At 62.9% G+C, this 17302-nt stretch carries 15 protein-coding genes; 11 read left to right on the top strand and 4 right to left on the bottom strand.

Annotated elements, in window-relative coordinates; genetic code table 11:
- Window positions 1-101 precede the first annotated feature (101 nt).
- The 3 genes from NPS58_RS17795 to NPS58_RS17785 form a co-directional block, all read right to left on the bottom strand.
- Window positions 102-2003, bottom strand: a complete 1902-nt coding sequence (locus NPS58_RS17795; protein ID WP_274116660.1) for a PhoX family protein — start codon at window positions 2001-2003, stop codon at window positions 102-104.
- A 64-nt stretch (window positions 2004-2067) separates the two neighbouring features.
- Window positions 2068-2832, bottom strand: coding sequence for a TOBE domain-containing protein (locus NPS58_RS17790; protein WP_274116659.1), 765 nt, complete (start codon window positions 2830-2832; stop codon window positions 2068-2070).
- A 60-nt stretch (window positions 2833-2892) separates the two neighbouring features.
- Complete coding sequence (locus NPS58_RS17785; protein ID WP_274116658.1) at window positions 2893-3630, bottom strand: ComF family protein; 738 nt, start codon at window positions 3628-3630, stop codon at window positions 2893-2895.
- Window positions 3631-3718: 88 nt separating this feature from the next.
- Between NPS58_RS17785 and bioB the strand changes: the two genes are divergently transcribed.
- From bioB to NPS58_RS17745, 8 genes are all read left to right on the top strand, one after another.
- Complete coding sequence (gene bioB / locus NPS58_RS17780; protein WP_274116657.1) at window positions 3719-4777, top strand: biotin synthase BioB; 1059 nt, start codon at window positions 3719-3721, stop codon at window positions 4775-4777.
- Between the two features lie 7 nt (window positions 4778-4784).
- On the top strand, window positions 4785-5957 hold the full coding sequence (gene bioF, locus NPS58_RS17775; RefSeq protein WP_274116656.1) for an 8-amino-7-oxononanoate synthase: 1173 nt from the start codon (window positions 4785-4787) through the stop codon (window positions 5955-5957).
- Window positions 5950-6681 (top strand): alpha/beta fold hydrolase, encoded by a 732-nt coding sequence (locus NPS58_RS17770; protein ID WP_274116655.1) that lies wholly within the window; start codon window positions 5950-5952, stop codon window positions 6679-6681. The genes bioF and NPS58_RS17770 overlap by 8 nt, the downstream gene beginning before the upstream one ends.
- Window positions 6674-7498, top strand: a complete 825-nt coding sequence (gene bioC, locus NPS58_RS17765) for a malonyl-ACP O-methyltransferase BioC (RefSeq protein ID WP_274116654.1) — start codon at window positions 6674-6676, stop codon at window positions 7496-7498. Before NPS58_RS17770 ends, bioC begins: the two co-directional genes overlap by 8 nt.
- A 1-nt stretch (window position 7499) precedes the next feature.
- Window positions 7500-8180: a dethiobiotin synthase gene (bioD, locus tag NPS58_RS17760; RefSeq protein ID WP_274116653.1), complete on the top strand. Its 681-nt coding sequence runs from the start codon at window positions 7500-7502 to the stop codon at window positions 8178-8180.
- A gap of 375 nt (window positions 8181-8555) precedes the next feature.
- Window positions 8556-10361, top strand: a complete 1806-nt coding sequence (locus NPS58_RS17755) for a phenylacyl-CoA dehydrogenase (protein ID WP_274116652.1) — start codon at window positions 8556-8558, stop codon at window positions 10359-10361.
- Between the two features lie 194 nt (window positions 10362-10555).
- Window positions 10556-11839 (top strand): GGDEF domain-containing protein, encoded by a 1284-nt coding sequence (locus tag NPS58_RS17750; protein WP_274116651.1) that lies wholly within the window; start codon window positions 10556-10558, stop codon window positions 11837-11839.
- Window positions 11840-11962: 123 nt separating this feature from the next.
- Window positions 11963-13741 carry an acyl-CoA dehydrogenase C-terminal domain-containing protein gene (locus NPS58_RS17745; RefSeq protein WP_274116650.1) on the top strand — a complete coding sequence of 593 codons (1779 nt, stop codon included), beginning with the start codon at window positions 11963-11965 and terminating at the stop codon, window positions 13739-13741.
- A gap of 238 nt (window positions 13742-13979) precedes the next feature.
- Here NPS58_RS17745 and NPS58_RS17740 read toward each other — a convergent pair whose 3' ends face one another.
- The gene (locus NPS58_RS17740; protein ID WP_274116649.1) at window positions 13980-14903 is read right to left on the bottom strand and encodes a LysR family transcriptional regulator; all 924 of its coding nucleotides are present in this window, start codon (window positions 14901-14903) and stop codon (window positions 13980-13982) included.
- A gap of 102 nt (window positions 14904-15005) precedes the next feature.
- Between NPS58_RS17740 and NPS58_RS17735 the strand changes: the two genes are divergently transcribed.
- The 3 genes from NPS58_RS17735 (at window position 15006) to NPS58_RS17725 (ending at window position 17301) form a co-directional block, all read left to right on the top strand.
- The gene (locus NPS58_RS17735) at window positions 15006-15704 is read left to right on the top strand and encodes an MOSC domain-containing protein (RefSeq protein WP_274116648.1); all 699 of its coding nucleotides are present in this window, start codon (window positions 15006-15008) and stop codon (window positions 15702-15704) included.
- The gene (locus NPS58_RS17730) at window positions 15701-16981 is read left to right on the top strand and encodes an aspartate aminotransferase family protein (RefSeq protein ID WP_274116647.1); all 1281 of its coding nucleotides are present in this window, start codon (window positions 15701-15703) and stop codon (window positions 16979-16981) included. Before NPS58_RS17735 ends, NPS58_RS17730 begins: the two co-directional genes overlap by 4 nt.
- A 161-nt stretch (window positions 16982-17142) precedes the next feature.
- Window positions 17143-17301 (top strand): YqaE/Pmp3 family membrane protein, encoded by a 159-nt coding sequence (locus NPS58_RS17725; protein WP_003177654.1) that lies wholly within the window; start codon window positions 17143-17145, stop codon window positions 17299-17301.
- Window position 17302: the final 1 nt, after the last annotated feature.

Genomic DNA, 17302 nt, shown 5'->3' with positions numbered 1-17302 from the left:
CAGGCATGGTACCGCACATCTGTTGGAGCGGGCTTGCCCTGCGCTAGCGGTGTGTCAGCCACATCGCGAGCGCAGGGCAAGCCCGTTCCTACCGAAGATGTTCAGGTGCCGACGATGCCGCCGTCTTCACGGCTTATGGCCATCACCGATGAACGTGGCTTGCCGTTGGGCAGGTGATCCGGGAAGGTCGAGCCGCCGGTTTCGCCAGGGTGCTGGATGCCGACGAACAAGGTGCGCTGGTCTGGCGCAAAGGCGATACCGGTCACTTCACAAGCCACCGGACCCACCATGAAGCGGCGGATCTCACCGCTCACCGGGTCGGCGCAGAGCATCTGGTTATTGCCCATTCCGGCAAAGTCGCCGGCATTGCTGTAGTCGCCGTCGGTGAGAATCCACAACCGGCCATCGGCATCGAAGCCCAGGCCATCGGGGCTGTTGAACATGTTCTGCGCGGTGATGTTGCTCGAACCGCCCTTGGCGTCGCTCGCGTGCACGGAGGGGTTGCCGGCGACCACGAACAGGTCCCAGTCGAAGCTCATGGCGCCGTGGTCGTCCTCGGTTTCACGCCAGCGCAGAATCTGCCCGTAGAGGTTTTTCTCGCGGGGGTTGGGACCGCCCGCCGGTTGGCCTTCTTCGCCGCGTTTGACGTTGTTGGTCAGGGTGCAATACACCTGGCCATCCTTGGGGCTGACGACGATCCATTCCGGGCGGTCCATGCGCGTGGCCTTGAGCTGGCTGGCGGCGAGGCGAGCGTGAATCAGCACCTGGGCCTGGCTGGCAAAGCCATTGGCGGCGATCAGGCCGTTCTTGCCGTGGGTCAGTTCCAGCCACTGGCCTTTGCCTCGCGGATGGTCGGCATTGTTGTCGCCGTCGTCGAAGCGCGCCACATACAGGGTGCCGTGGTCGAGCAGGCTGCGATTGGCGCTGGGATTCTTGTGATCGATGCGATCGCGGCTGATGAACTTGTAGATGAATTCACCGCGTTCATCGTCGCCCATGTAGACCACGGCTCGGCCATCGAGGGTCTCACCGAGGGCGGCGTTCTCGTGCTTGAACCGGCCCAGGGCAGTGCGCTTGACTGGGGTCGAGTCCGGATCGAACGGGTCGATCTCCACCACCCAGCCGTGACGGTTCAGCTCATTGGGGTTCTTGGCCAGGTCAAAGCGCGGGTCGTGTTGGTGCCAGCCCACCTCTTTACCGGTGACCGACGCACCGTAGCGTTTCTGCCCGGCATCGAATACCTGGGCCGGGTCGCTGCTGCCGAAGCAATCGGTGAAGTTCTCTTCGCACGTCAAGTAGGTGCCCCAGGGCGTCTTGCCGTTGGCGCAGTTCTGGAAGGTGCCCAGCACTTTGCGGCCGCTGTTGTCTGCGCCGGTTCTGAGCAAGGCATCGCCGGCGGCCGGGCCACTGACGCGAATGGGCGTGTTGCCGTGGATGCGTCGGTTGAAAGGCGATCCCTGGACGAACTGCCACTGGCCGTTGCTGCGCTTGACCTCGATCACCGAGACGCCTTCGGCAGCCTGGGCCTTGTGTACATCCTCGGCCGAGGCCGGCTGGCCGCCATGGCTGAACAGGTAGCGGTAGTTGGTGTATTCGTTGTTGATCGCCATCAGCGCCCGGTTGTCGTCATCCGGGAAGGGGAACAGGCTCATACCGTCATTGTTGTCGCCAAACTGCAGCTCCTGGTCCTTGGCCGTGCCGGTGCCCGAGGCATCGAAGGCCGGAGCGTTGGCGTGCAAGGGCTGGCCCCAACTGATCAGTACCGAGGCCTTGTAGCCCGGTGGCAGGCTGATGCTGTCGGCTGTGGCCGCCGGAATGCTGGTGAAGCCGAGCAGGCTGCTGTTGGCGGCGCCGATGCTGGCGGCCATGACGCTACGGCTGAGCACATTACCGCTCAGGAACAGGGCCGCGCCGCACAGGGCGCCGGCACCGATGAAACGTCGACGGCTGAGGTTGACAAGCTGTTCGAGGTCGGTTTGCTGATGGTCTTTCAAGAGGTTCATGACAGGCTTCCTGCGGTTTTGGCAGTCACCTTAGTCAGGGGTCATGACGGTTTTGTGTCGGTTTTTATAACGGGGTGCCGATGAGCACATAGGACGGCTGGAACTGCACGCGTATTTCACTGCCGGCAACAATGCCATGGGCTGTGAGCCAGGCGGGTTCGGCAAAGGTGCACAGGGTCTGGCCGTTGCACAGGGCCAGGCGTACTTCAGTGGGCTCAGGGGCATTGTCGAGCAATTGCTCGACCGTCGCCTGCAGGCAGTTGTAGCCCTCCAGCGCTTGTTCCTGCGGGCTGAGCAAGGTCAGCCAGCCTGCCTTGATCAAGGCTACAACCGTGGTGCCGGGGGTGAGCTCCAGGCGCTGGGTGCTGTCACGGGTGATCAGCGCATCGATGCTCAAGTCGCCGGCAAGGGCCAGCGTGATCCGGTCGTAATGCCCTTGTGCCTCAATCGCACTGACTTGCCCGTGCAGTTGATTGCGGGCACTGGTGCGCAGCATCAGGCGCCCCAGCAGGTCGAGGTCGCTGGCGTCTTCGGCGGCTTCCAGGATCTGGGTCTGCAGGGCTTGCAGGTGCTGGTATAGGCGCAGCACCCGTTGGCCTTCCTGGGACAACTTGGCCCCACCGCCGCCGCGACCACCCACACTGCGCTCCACCAAGGGTTTGGCGGCCAGATTGTTGAGTTCGTCGATGGCATCCCAGGCTGCCTTGTAGCTCATGCCAGCGCTCTTTGCCGCGCGGGTGATCGAGCCTTGTTCGGCGATGTGCTGCAGCAACGCAATGCGTTGCGGGCGGCGAACGATGTGCTGGGTGAGCAGGGCGGGCAAGGACATGAGTGAGGGCAGGCATATAGGAATCGTCAGCGGTGAAAGTGCCCGCACCCTGGCAGCAAGTCAAGCGCTGCCAGGCTTGGCCGTACGGGCCAGGCAGTAGACATCGACCCGTCGCGCGCCCGCCTTGAGCAGCAGGCTGGCCAAGGTCTGGACGGTGGCGCCGGTGGTCAGCACATCGTCGACCAGCGCCAGGTGCCGGCCCTCGATCAGGTGGGGATTGATCACGGCAAAGGCATGGCGCAGGTTGCGCTGGCGCGCCCGGGCCTTGAGGCCTTGTTGTGCGGGTGTGTCGATCAGGCGCTTGAGCACTTGCTCATTGCAGGTGATACCGGTGTGCCCGCTCAGCCACCTCGCCAGCATCGCCGCCTGGTTGTAGCCGCGCTGGCGCAAGCGGCGCCGGGCCAGTGGCACCGGTATCAGCAACGCCGGGCGCGGCAAGCCTTCGCTGTAGCAATGGCTCAGCCAGCGACCGAGCAGTTGGGCCAGCAGATGCCCCAATGGCCACTGGCTGTTGTATTTGAAGCGGCTGATCAGCGCATCCAGTGGAAATCCGTAGTACCAGGGCGCTTCGACCCGAAAGTAGGCGGGTGTGCGGCGGCTGCACTGGGCGCAGGTCAGGCCCTGCATCGGCAGGGGCAGGGCACAGACCTGGCAGCCGTCCTGCAACCAGGGCAGCTCGGCCTCACAGGGCACGCACAGCGGGTAGGGCTGTTCGGCGGGTTCGTTGCAGAGCAAACAGGTATGGTTATTATTTAACCACTTGTAAACCATGCTTTTGAGTCGTGGTTGACAGCGCATCGAGCTTCCTTAACTATGCGAACTATCCGTGATGCGCTGGCGGGTTTCCTGTACCGGCGCCAGACAAAGCCTAAACAAGGAACCGCCGATGAGCGCCAGCACAACTGCAACAACACGTCACGACTGGACCCTGGCCGAGGTCAAGGCGCTGTTCCAGCAACCGTTCAATGACCTGCTGTTCCAGGCGCAAACCGTGCATCGCGCGCACTTCGACGCCAACCGCGTCCAGGTATCCACCTTATTGTCGATCAAGACCGGCGCCTGCCCGGAAGATTGCAAATATTGTCCGCAGTCCGGCCACTACAACACCGGGCTGGAAAAACAGAAGCTGATGGAAGTGCAGAAGGTCCTGGAGGAGGCGGCCCGCGCCAAGGCCATCGGCTCCACCCGGTTCTGCATGGGTGCGGCCTGGAAGCACCCGTCGGCCAAAGACATGCCCTACGTGTTGCAGATGGTCAAAGGGGTCAAGGCCATGGGCCTGGAGACCTGCATGACCCTGGGCAAGCTCGACCAGGAACAAACCCAGGCCCTGGCCGAGGCCGGGCTGGACTACTACAACCACAACCTCGACACCTCGCCTGAGTTCTACGGCAGCATCATCACCACCCGCACCTACAGCGAACGCCTGCAGACCCTGGCCTACGTACGCGATGCCGGGATGAAGATCTGCTCGGGCGGGATCCTCGGCATGGGCGAGTCGCTGGACGACCGCGCGGGCCTGTTGATCCAGCTGGCCAACCTGCCGGAGCACCCGGAGTCGGTGCCGATCAACATGCTGGTCAAGGTGGCCGGTACGCCGCTTGAGAATGCCGAGGAGGTCGACCCGTTCGACTTCATCCGCATGCTCGCCGTCGCACGGATTCTGATGCCCAAATCCCATGTGCGCCTGTCTGCAGGTCGCGAGGCGATGAACGAGCAGATGCAGGCACTGGCGTTCTTCGCCGGCGCCAACTCGATTTTCTACGGCGAAAAACTGCTGACCACCGCCAACCCGCAGGCCGACAAGGACATGCAGCTGTTCACCCGCCTGGGCATCCAGCCTGAGGCCCGTGAAGAGCATGCCGACGAGGTTCATCAGGCCGCCATCGAGCAGGCACTGATCGAGCAGAAGAGCAGCGAGCTGTTCTACAACGCCGCCTCGGCCTGAGGCGGCCATGGCCTTTGATCTTCGCGCGCGGCTGGAACAACGCCGCGCTGCCGACCTGTACCGCCAGCGCCCCTTGCTGCAGAGCCCCCAGGGCCCGCAGGTGGTGGTGGACGGACGACCGCTGCTGGCGTTCTGCAGCAACGACTACCTTGGGCTGGCCAACCATCCCGAGGTGATCGCCGCCTGGCGCGCTGGCGCCGAGCGCTGGGGCGTAGGAGGCGGCGCCTCCCACCTGGTGATTGGCCATAGCACCCCGCATCACGAGGTTGAAGAAGCGCTGGCCGATCTCACCGGGCGCCCGCGGGCGTTGCTGTTCACCACCGGCTACATGGCCAACCTGGGCGCCGTGACGGCGTTGGTCGGCCAGGGCGACACGGTATTGCAGGACCGTCTCAACCACGCCTCGCTGCTCGATGCCGGGTTGCTCAGTGGCGCGCGCTTCAACCGCTACCTGCACAACGATGCGGCCAGCCTGGCCAACCGTCTGGACAAGGCGGTGGGCAACACCCTGGTGGTCACTGACGGGGTGTTCAGCATGGACGGCGATATTGCCGACCTGCCGGCGCTGGCGGCGACGGCCAAGGCGCGCGATGCCTGGCTGATGGTCGATGATGCCCACGGCTTTGGCACCTTGGGCCGCAACGGCGGCGGGGTCGTCGAGCATTTTGGCTTGAGCGATGAACAGGTGCCGGTGCTGATCGGCACCCTGGGCAAGGCCTGCGGCACGGCCGGCGCATTTGTCGCAGGGAGCGACGAGTTGATCGAATGTCTGATCCAGTTCGCCCGCCCCTACATCTATACCACCAGCCAGCCACCGGCCCTGGCCTGCGCTACCTTGCGCAGCCTGCAGCTGCTGCGCGGCGAGCACTGGCGGCGTGAGCACCTGGCAGCCTTGATCGAGCAGTTTCGCCGCGGCGCCGAGCAGATCGGCCTGCGGTTGATGGATAGCTTCACGCCTATCCAGCCGATCCTGATTGGCGACAGTGCCCGGGCCTTGCGCCTGTCGCAGATGCTGCGCGAGCGCGGCTTGCTGGTGACCGCGATTCGCCCGCCGACCGTACCGGCCGGCAGCGCACGCCTGCGGGTGACCTTGAGCGCGGCGCACAGTGAGGCGCAGGTACAGCTATTGTTGGATGCATTGGCTGACTGTTATCCGCTGCTGGAGCCTGCTGATGCGTAATCACCTGATTCTGTTGCCAGGCTGGGGCCTGGGTAGTTCTACCTTGCAGCCGTTGGTGGCGTCCCTGCGGGCCATCGACCCGGGACTGCGGGTCGAGATCCAGGCGCTGCCCAACCTCGCCTCCCACGACCCGAAGGACTGGCTCGACCAGCTTGACCGCCAGTTGCCACGCACTGTCTGGCTGGGCGGCTGGTCGCTGGGCGGCATGCTCGCCGCCGAGCTGGCTGCACGGCGCGGCGATGATTGCCGCGGGTTGATCACCCTGGGCAGCAACCTCAGTTTCGTCAGCCGCCCGGACTGGCCTCATGGCATGGCGCAAGACACCTTCCAGACCTTTCTCGAAGGTTGCCGCTATCACACCCAGGTCACCCTCAAACGCTTCGTTTCGCTGTGCAGCCAGGGCGCTGAAGAACCGCGCAGCCTGGCACGCCTGCTCGCCGCCAGCCTGCCGGACCCAGCGCCGGAACTGCTGGTGGCCGGGCTCGAAGTGCTCGGCAAGCTCGACACCCGGGCGGCGTTGCAGGCCTATGGCGGCCCGCAATTGCACCTGTTTGCCGGGCGCGACGGGCTGGTGCCGGCCGAAGTCGCCGGGGTGTTGCTGGAAGAACTGCCCGACGTGGAAGTCGGGCTGCTGGAAGACAGTGCTCATGGTTTTGTGATGGAAACACCGCATGAGTTGGCGGCGGCAATCAAGGCCTTTGTACATGAGAGTGGCGATGACTGATTTTTCCCAACCGGGCTTGCCTGCAGTGCTGCCAGACAAACGTCAGGTGGCAGCCTCGTTCTCCCGCGCCGCGGCCAGCTACGACAGTGTCGCCGAGCTGCAGCGCGCGGTTGGCAACCGCTTGCTCGAGCAATTGCCAAGCGAGACCGATCCCCGCCATTGGCTGGACCTGGGCAGCGGCACCGGTTATTTCAGCCGTGTCTTGCAAGCACGTTTTCCACAGGCAAGCGGCATCGCCGTGGACATTGCCGAAGGCATGCTGCAGCACGCGCGAACGCTGGGCGGGGCGCACTACCACGTGGCCGGTGATGCGGAGCGCCTGCCGCTGAGCGATGCCGGTATCGAGCTGATCTTCACCAGCCTCGCAGTGCAGTGGTGCTCGGACTTTCGTGCAGTGCTCGCCGAGGCCCATCGAGTCCTGCAGCCGGGTGGCGTGCTGGCCTTCGCCAGCCTGTGCGCTGGCACCCTGGATGAACTGCGCGCGAGCTGGCAGGCGGTGGACGGGCTGGTGCATGTGAACCGCTTCCGTCAGCTGGCGGACTATCAACGGTTGTGTGCCGAAAGTGAGCTGCAGGTGCTGGGCCTGGAGGCCCGTCCCCATGTGCTGCACTACCCCGACCTGCGTAGCCTGACCCATGAACTCAAGGCCCTGGGCGCGCACAACCTCAACCCTGGTCGTCCTGCCGGCTTGACCGGACGGGCGCGCATGCAGGGGTTGTTGCAGGCCTATGAACAGTTTCGTGAGGAGCAAGGCCTGCCTGCCACCTACCAAGTGGTCTACGGTGTACTGCAAAAGCCGTTGGTAGAAGGGGAGTGAGATGAGCCCAGCCTATTTCATCGCAGGTACCGACACAGACGTCGGCAAGACGACCATTGCCGCAGGTTTGCTGTACGCGGCGCAACAAGCGGGTTTCAGCACCCTGGGCGCCAAGCCCGTGGCGTCGGGGTGCGCCGTCACCGCAAAGGGGCTGCGCAATGATGATGCGCTGGCATTGATTGCGCAGAGTTCGGTCAAGCTGCCGTATGAGCAAATCAACCCCTTCGCCTTCGAACCTGCGATCGCGCCGCACCTGGCAGCCCGTGAGGCGGGTGTGGCGTTGAGTGTGCAAGCGCTGTTGGCGCCCATGCGGCAGATTCTGGAACAGGGCGCGGACTTCACGCTGATCGAGGGGGCTGGTGGCTGGCGTGTGCCGTTGTCGGGCGAGGCCAGTCTGTCGGACCTGGCGATTGCCTTGAGGCTGCCGGTGATTCTGGTGGTGGGTGTGCGCCTGGGGTGCATCAACCATGCACTGCTCAGCGCCGAGGCTATCGCCCGTGACGGACTGCAACTGGCCGGTTGGGTTGCCAATATCGTCGAGCCGCGCACTTCGCGCCTGGAAGAAAACCTCGCCAGCCTTGCCGAGCGTTTGCCGGCGCCCTGCCTTGGGCGGGTGCCCAAGCTCAAGCAGGCCTCGGCTGAACTGGTGGCCGAACACCTGCAGCTGGATTTGCTGGACTAGCTCGGGGCTGTCAGGCAGATGCCCAGGCCAGGCACCCGGTCGAATGAGGTGCCAAATTGGCCAAAGCATCGGACGAAATGCTCGCCAGCTTGATCTGCACCGCCACCTGACGCGCCCGCAGCCCACGCTGCGCGGCTCAACTAATCTTTGAGTATCAGTGCCCTGGCCTTGCAGGCAGGCACTCGGCCGCCTGTTTGGCGGATTTTTTCACGACGATCGCGCAGTCTGGCATGGCAGAACTGCCCTCTGGTTGATGCTTGACAAGTTTTCGGCGTAAACGTATGTTTCAAACAACTGTTTGACCGAAAGCCGCCTAGAGCTGGTCGGTATATCGCGGTCTCCCTATCCAGGATTCATCAGCCGAGGTTCATCGCTATGCCTGATTACAAAGCCCCCTTGCGTGATATTCGCTTCGTTCGTGACGAGCTGCTCGGCTACGAAGCGCATTATCAGAGCCTGCCGGCTTGCCAGGACGCCACTCCAGACATGGTTAACGCCATCCTCGAAGAAGGCGCCAAGTTTTGTGAACAGGTACTGTCTCCGCTGAACCGTGTGGGTGACCTGGAAGGCTGCACCTGGAGCGAGTCGGGCGTTAAGACCCCGACCGGTTTCAAGGAAGCCTACAAGCAGTTCGTCGAAGGCGGCTGGCCAAGCCTGGCCCATGACGTCGATCACGGCGGCCAGGGCCTGCCGGAGTCGCTGGGCCTGGCGGTCAGCGAAATGGTCGGTGGCTCGAACTGGTCCTGGGGCATGTACCCTGGCCTGTCTCACGGTGCGATGAACACCATCTCCGAGCACGGCACCGCCGAGCAGCAAGAGACCTACCTGACCAAGCTGGTATCCGGTGAGTGGACCGGCACCATGTGCCTGACCGAGCCTCACTGCGGTACCGACCTGGGCATGCTGCGCACCAAGGCCGAACCTCAGGCCGACGGTTCCTACAAAGTCACCGGCACCAAGATCTTCATCTCGGCCGGTGAGCACGACATGGCCGACAACATCGTCCATATCGTTCTGGCCCGCCTGCCCGATGCGCCGGCTGGCACCAAAGGTATTTCCCTGTTCATCGTGCCGAAGTTCCTGCCGACTGCCGAAGGCACCGTGGGCGAGCGCAACGCGGTGTCCTGTGGCTCCATCGAACACAAGATGGGCATCCACGGCAACGCCACCTGTGTGATGAACTTCGACGCTGCCACCGGCTACCTGATCGGCCCGGCCAACAAAGGCCTGAACTGCATGTTCACCTTCATGAACACTGCTCGACTGGGTACCGCGCTGCAAGGCCTGGCCCACGCTGAAGTGGCGTTCCAGGGCGGCCTGAAATACGCTCGCGACCGCCTGCAAATGCGTTCGCTGACCGGCCCGAAAGCACCGGACAAAGCTGCTGACCCGATCATCGTGCACCCGGATGTACGTCGCATGCTGCTGACCATGAAGGCGTTCGCCGAAGGCAACCGCGCCATGGTCTACTTCACTGCCAAGCAGGTCGACATCGTCAAGTACAGCCAGGACGAAGAAGAGAAGAAGAAAGCCGACGCACTGCTGGCGTTCATGACGCCGATCGCCAAGGCCTTCATGACCGAAGTCGGCTTCGAGGCAGCCAACCACGGCGTGCAGATCTATGGCGGCCACGGCTTCATCGCCGAGTGGGGCATGGAGCAGAACGTTCGCGACAGCCGAATCTCCATGCTGTACGAAGGCACCACCGGTATCCAGGCACTGGACCTGCTCGGCCGTAAAGTGCTGATGACCCAGGGCGAAGCGCTCAAGGGCTTCACCAAGATCGTGCACAAGTTCTGCCAGGGTAACGAAGGCAACGAAGCCATCAGCGAGTTCGTCGCAACGCTGGCCCAACTGAACAAAGAGTGGGGCGAGCTGACCATGAAGGTCGGTATGGCTGCGATGAAAGACCGTGAAGAAGTCGGTGCCGCCTCGGTGGACTACCTGATGTACTCCGGCTACGCCTGCCTGGCCTACTTCTGGGCCGACATGGCACGCCTGGCTGCCGAGAAACTGGCTGCCGGTACCAGCGAAGAAGCCTTCTACACCGCCAAGCTGCAGACTGCGCGCTTCTACTTCCAGCGCATCCTGCCGCGTACCCGTGCTCACGTGGCGACCATGCTGTCGGGTGCCAACAACCTGATGGACATGAACGAAGAGCACTTCGGTCTCTCGTACTGAGTCAAAGCGCTGTAGCGAAAACGCCTGCCCTCACCGGCAGGCGTTTTTTTTTGCCCTGTAGATGCGGGCTTGTTGTGGGAGCGGGCTCAAGCCCGCTCGTACCATCTCCGACAATGGCGCTCATCTATTCATGTGCGCTGCCGACACATTAAAGGCACAATGCCATTATTGATCTGCCGGGTCGGAGATTACCCTTGTTTCGTTTATCCGCTGTACGCCCGAGCCACTTCCTGCCATCCGTCTGTTTGCTGGTGTCAGGGCTCGCGGCTGCCTATGTGAGGGACCTCAGTGTCTTCTTCACGTCGCTGTTCAATGTACTGCCTACCCTGGTCCTGTTGTTGGGGGGCGCCTACTGCGCCGTTTACCGCCGTCAGCGTGAACTGTTCCTGATGGTCACGGTGTACATCGCCTATTTTCTGCTCGATACCCAGACCGATTTCTATCGGGACAATGGCCGGGTACGCGAGGATGCGGCCGTCGTATTCCACCTGGTTTGTCTGTTGTTGCCGCTGATGTTCACGCTGTACGGCGCCTGGCAGGAGCGCACGCACCTGTTCCAGGACATGATCGCGCGCTTCGCCGTGCTACTGGCGGTCGGCAGTGTGGCGTTGGGGCTGGAGCAGAGTTACCCACAGGTGCTGCTCGGCTGGCTGGCGGAGATTCGCTGGCCGTCGCTGCATGGCCAATGGATGAGCCTGATCCAGTTGGCCTACCCGGTGTTCTTCGTTGCCTTCGGGGTGCTGGTGGTGCAGTACCTGCGCGAGCCCAGGCCGCTGCATGCCGCGCAGATCATCGGCCTGATCGGGATTTTCTGGATGCTGCCGCAAACCTTCATCCTGCCGTTCACCCTGAACATCATGTGCAGCCAGGTGATGCTGATGATCGCCGCGGCGGTTTCCCATGAGGCCTATCAGATGGCTTTTCGCGATGAGCTGACCGGTCTGCCTGGTCGCCGTGCCCTCAACGAACGCATGCAGCGGCTGGGCCGCAACTATGTGCTGGCGATGACCGACGTCGATCACTTCAAGAAATTCAACGACACCCACGGCCACGATGTGGGCGACCAGGTGCTGCGCCTGGTGGCCAGCAAGCTGTCCAAGGTGACCGGTGGCGGTCGTGCCTACCGCTATGGCGGCGAGGAATTTGCCCTGGTGTTTGCCGGCAAAAGCATCGAGGAGTGCATGCCGCACCTTGAGGCGGTGCGCGAGGTGATCGCCAACTACAACATCCAGCTACGCAACCAGGACAGCCGCCCCCAGGACGACCAGCAAGGTCGCCAGCGTCGCGGAGCGTCGGCGGCCTCCAGCGTGTCGGTGACGATCAGCATTGGTGTCAGCGAGCGGCTGGTCGATCACCGCTCCCCCGACGAAGTGCTCAAGTCGGCCGACCAGGCTCTCTACAGCGCCAAGGGCGCCGGGCGTAACTGTGTCATGGCTTATGGTCACCAGGCCAAGCGGGGCGCGGTGCGCACGGCGTGACTGCAGGTGACTATAGGGTCGCTTGATGACCCTATGTCTCGCAAAAGTTGTTCGGGTACACTGGATTTCATAACAGTAAAACGGTCCCGTGGGGCCGTCCCGACTCAAGTGTGAGAGGTTGCCATGGCTGACTATAAAGCGCCCCTGCGCGATATGCGCTTCGTCCTCAACGAAGTCTTCGAAGTTTCCAAGCTCTGGGCGCAATTGCCGGGCCTGGCCGAGGCCGTCGATGAAGATACCGCCCTGGCGGTGCTGGAGGAGGCCGGCAAGGTCACTGGCAAGAGCATCGCGCCGCTGAGCCGCAGTGGCGATGAAGAAGGCTGCCATTGGGACAACGGTGCAGTGCGCACCCCCGCCGGCTTCATCGATGCCTACAAGACCTACGCCGAAGGCGGTTGGGTGGGCGTAGGCGGCGATCCCGCCTACGGCGGCATGGGCATGCCCAAGGTGATCTCGGCCCAGGTCGAGGAAATGGTCAACTCGTCGAGCCTTGCCTTCGGCCTGTACCCGATGCTGACCGCCGGCGCCTGCCTCTCGATCAACGCCCACGCCAGCGACACGCTCAAGGAACAGTACCTGCCGAACATGTATGCCGGTGTCTGGGCAGGCTCCATGTGCCTGACCGAGCCACATGCCGGTACCGACCTCGGGATCATCCGCACCAAGGCCGAGCCACAGGCGGACGGCAGCTACAAGGTCAGCGGCACCAAGATCTTTATCACCGGCGGTGAGCACGACCTGACCGAGAACATCATCCACCTGGTGCTGGCCAAGCTGCCGGATGCACCGGCAGGACCGAAAGGTATCTCGCTGTTCCTGGTACCCAAGTTCCTGGTCAACACCGATGGCAGCCTGGGGGCCCGCAACCCGGCCAACTGCGGCTCGATCGAGCACAAGATGGGCATCCAGGCCTCGGCCACCTGCGTGATGAACTTCGATGAAGCGGTGGGTTATCTGGTCGGCGAGCCGAACAAGGGCCTGGCGGCGATGTTCACCATGATGAACTACGAGCGCCTTGGCGTCGGCATCCAGGGCCTGGCGTCGGCGGAGCGCTCCTACCAGAACGCTATCGAGTACGCCCGTGACCGTCTGCAAAGCCGCGCACCCACTGGCCCGCAAGCCAAGGACAAGGTCGCCGACCCGATCATCGTCCACCCGGACGTGCGTCGCATGCTGCTGACCATGAAGGCTTTGAATGAAGGCGGCCGTGCCTTCTCTACCTATGTCGCCATGCAGCTGGACACCGCCAAGTACAGCGAAGACGCCACCACCCGCAAGCGCGCGGAAGAGCTGGTCGCGTTGCTGACGCCGGTTTCCAAGGCCTTCCTTACCGACCTGGGCCTTGAGTCGGCAGTGCACGGCCAGCAAGTGTTCGGTGGCCACGGGTACATCCGTGAGTGGGGCCAGGAGCAACTGGTGCGTGATGTGCGCATCACCCAGATCTACGAAGGCACCAACGGCATCCAGGCACTGGACCTGATGGGCCGCAAGGTAGTGGGTAGCGGGGGGGCGCTGTACAAGCTGTTCGCCGACGAAATCCGCCATTTCACCGCCAGTGCTGGTGCCGACCTGGAAGAATTCGTCAAACCGCTGAACGCTGCCCTGGACAACCTCGACGACCTGACCGCCTGGGTGCTGGACCGGGCCAGGAACAACCCGAACGAAATCGGTGCAGCGTCGGTGGAGTACCTGCAGGTGTTCGGCTACACCGCCTATGCCTATATGTGGGCGTTGATGGCGCGCACCGCGCTGGCCAAGCAGGGCGAGGATGACTTCTACGCCAGCAAGCTGGGCACAGCACGCTTCTACTTCGCCCGTTTGCTGCCGCGTATCCACTCGCTCAGCGCTTCGGTCAAAGCCGGTAGCGAATCGCTGTACCTGCTCGATGCGGCGCAGTTTTAATTGGGGCGGGATTTTGTAAGCTTTTTCCTACACGACGCGGTGACTTTTCGCCTCTATCGCAAGATTGGATCCACAGTTAATCTTCTCTCATGGACGTAGCGCAGGAAGCGCAAAGTACAGAACATGGACACGAAGGATTCCTGCCAGGATGGTGGGGCGAAATGGATGTCAGGGAAACAGTCTGCAAAGCCCCGCCTCGGCGGGGTTTTCTTTTGCCCAAAGAAAAGTCCGGGCCGCTTCAGCCCAGCACATCCAGCGGCGACACCCCGATATGACGTGGGTCGGCTTCCTCTTCCAATAGCGTACGCAGCAGCTCGACCGACGCCTGCTGGCGCTGCGCATCGCGAAATACCAGGCCGATCTTCAGCGGCACCCGTGGTTCGCTCAGCGGTTTCCAGAGCAGTTCCTGATCATCCTCGACCACTTCCTTGGCCCGCCCCGGCAGCACCGTTGCCAGCGAGGTGTGTGCCAGGCTGTCGAGAATCCCACCCATGTTGTTCATCTCCGCCTGCACCTGGGGACGCCGTCCGAGGTTGGCCAGTTGCGTCTGCCAGATCTGTCGAACCTGGAATTCCTCGCCCAGCAACAACATGGGTAGCTCGGCCGCCTGTTTGAGCGAAACCTTCTTGAATTCCCGCAGTGGGTGGGTATTGGGGATTACAAGCTGCAACTCGTCTTCGTACAACAGCAAGCCGTGTAGCCCCGGCTGGCGAGGGGGCAGGTAGCTGATGCCGATGTCCAGGCTGCCATTGAGCAGGCGCCGTTCGATCTCCAGGCCCGACAACTCGTAGATCTGTACCACCAGGTGCGGCTGTGCCTTGCGTACCCGGTCGAGCAGCTGGGGCACCAGGCTCGGGCGCACGGTCTGCAGTACACCAATGGCCAGGGTACGCAGCGACTGGCCCTTGAAGTTGCGCAAGGCCTCGCGTGCGCGCTGCAGGCCGTCGAGCAAGGGCAGGGCATGGTTGTACAGGGTATGCGCGGCCAGGGTCGGCAACAGGCGTTTGTTGCCGCGCTCGAACAGGCTGACATCCAGGCTGTGTTCGAGTTGGCGGATCTGTTGCGAGAGGGCCGGCTGCGACAACGACAGCCGCTCGGCAGCTCGGCCGACATGACCCTCTTCATACACCGCGACGAAATAACGCAGTTGGCGAAAATCCATAAGAAATACTTATCAAAAAAGCTGGAAAAACCAAATGGCCGTTAGCCTGCAAGAAGCCTAGTCTATCCCGTATTCACAAGGTTTACAGGGCCAGAAGGCGCGATGAACACCGTGTATGTGGATGGCGTTTACATAGGCAAGGCAAAAAACATCGGTTTGGGTCTTCTCACCGATATCGATAAGGAAGAGGTGGCAAGGCGGTTGTGGCTATGGCCACAGGGGCTGGGTAGCGACGAACACGGCGACCCACGCTTTCATACCGGCCCCGAGCGGGCATTGCACCACTACCCAGCCGAGCACTACGCCTGGTGGCGGCAACGTTATCCACAGATTGAATGGTGCGCGCCGGCCTTCGGCGAGAACCTCTCGACCCACGGCCTGTGCGAAGAGCAGGTGTGCCTGGGTGACCTGTTTCGCTGGGGCGGGGCGTTGTTGCAGATCAGCCAGCCCCGTTCACCCTGTTATCGCCTGAGCCATCGCTGGGGCCTGCCGAGCTTGCCCCGCCAGGCCCAGGACAGTGGTCGCTGCGGCTGGTTCTACCGGGTGCTCAAGCCTGGTTTTGTCAGCGCTGAAGAACCGTTTGAATTGATTCAACGCAGTTACCCGGGGCTGACCGTGGCCTGGGCACTGCGCACTTTTTACCGTGAACCTCTGGAGCATGCAGGTTTGAAAAAGCTGGTGGATTGTCCGGCCCTGTCTTCCCGCTGGCGCGATATTGCGATCAAGCGGCTGCGCACCGGTGTGGTCGAAGACTGGACCTCGCGTCTGCTCGGCCTGCCGCTGGAAGGGCTGCGCGCATGAACCTGTTCAACTTGCGGCGCCCGACGGCGGAACAGACCCAGCACAAGGTCGTGCCTGTGATACGGCCGGCGAGCGAAGACTTGTCTCGCGAGTGCCTGATGCCCGCCACCGAGCGTGCTCCCCAGGTGTTTGTCCGTGGCCAGGGCTCCTGGTTGTGGGACAGCGAAGGGCATGCCTACCTGGACTTCACCCAAGGCTGCGCGGTCAACAGCCTGGGCCATAGCCCCAGCGTGCTGGTCAAGGCGTTGAGTGGCCAGGCCCAGGCGCTGATCAATCCGGGGGCCGGTTTTCATAACCGAGGCTTGCTGACTCTGGTCAATCGTCTGTGCCAGAGTACCGGCAGCGACCAGGCCTACCTGCTCAACAGCGGCGCCGAAGCCTGTGAAGGGGCGATCAAGCTGGCGCGCAAATGGGGCCAGCTGCACCGCAACGGCGCCTATCACATCATCACCGCCAGCCAGAGCTGCCATGGCCGCAGCCTGGGGGCGCTGTCCGCTTCCGACCCGTCGCCGTGCAACCGTTGCGAACCGGGCCTGCCGGGTTTCAGCAAGGTGCCGTTCAACGACCTCGCCGCACTGCATGCCGCGGTCGACTCGCGCACTGTGGCGATCATGCTGGAACCGATCCAGGGGGAAGCCGGGGTGATTCCCGCCACGGCCGAGTATCTCAAAGGTGTCGAGCGCCTGTGCCGCGAGCTGGGCATCCTGTTGATCCTCGATGAGGTGCAGACCGGTGTTGGCCGCTGTGGCGCGCTGCTGGCCGAAGAAACCTACGGCGTGCGCGCCGACATCATCACCCTGGGCAAGGGCCTGGGTGGCGGCGTGCCGCTGGCTGCGTTGCTGGCCCGTGGCAGTGCCTGTTGCGCTGCAGCGGGCGAGCTGGAAGGTAGCCATCACGGCAATGCGCTGATGAGCGCCGCAGGCCTTGCCGTGCTGCAAACCGTGCTGGAACCGGGATTTTTCGAGCAGGTCCAGGATACCGGACGGCACCTGCGCGATGGCCTGAGCCGGCTGGCTGGTCGCTATGCCCAGAACCAGGTACGCGGACAGGGCCTGCTGTGGGCATTGCAACTGAGCGAAGACAACGCCGCGGAGCTGGTAAAGGCCGCCCTCCACGAAGGTTTGCTGCTCAATGCCCCGCAACCGGATGTATTGCGCTTCTCGCCTGCACTCACGGTGAGCAAGGGCAACATCGATGAAATGCTCCTGCGCCTCGCCCGGGCCTTTGCCCGCGTGCACTCGGCGCAGCAACACCAGCGGCGCGAAGCCACTGCCTGATTTCTCACGTTCTGTGAAGTAACCGAACCGTCTCGCGTTCCTGCGCATCGCCCCGGGCCTGAAGTTTTTGGCCTGGGGCGTTTTTTTATCCGCGTATGACGCGTTGAACCCCGGCGCAGCGCTACAGTCAGTTGTTGTACATCATTCAAGGAAGCTGCCACATGGACTTTATCCGCATCATCATCGCCATTCTCCTGCCCCCGCTTGGCGTGTTCCTGCAGGTCGGCTTCGGCGGTGCCTTCTGGCTCAACATTCTGCTGACGCTGCTGGGGTACATCCCGGGGATCGTGCATGCGGTGTACATCATCGCCAAGCGCTAAG

Source organism: Pseudomonas putida, assembly GCF_028682455.1.
GTDB classification, from domain to species: domain Bacteria; phylum Pseudomonadota; class Gammaproteobacteria; order Pseudomonadales; family Pseudomonadaceae; genus Aquipseudomonas; species Aquipseudomonas putida_AA.
Note: the sequence above shows the minus strand (reverse complement) of the source record. Positions and strands in the feature narration are given on the sequence as shown.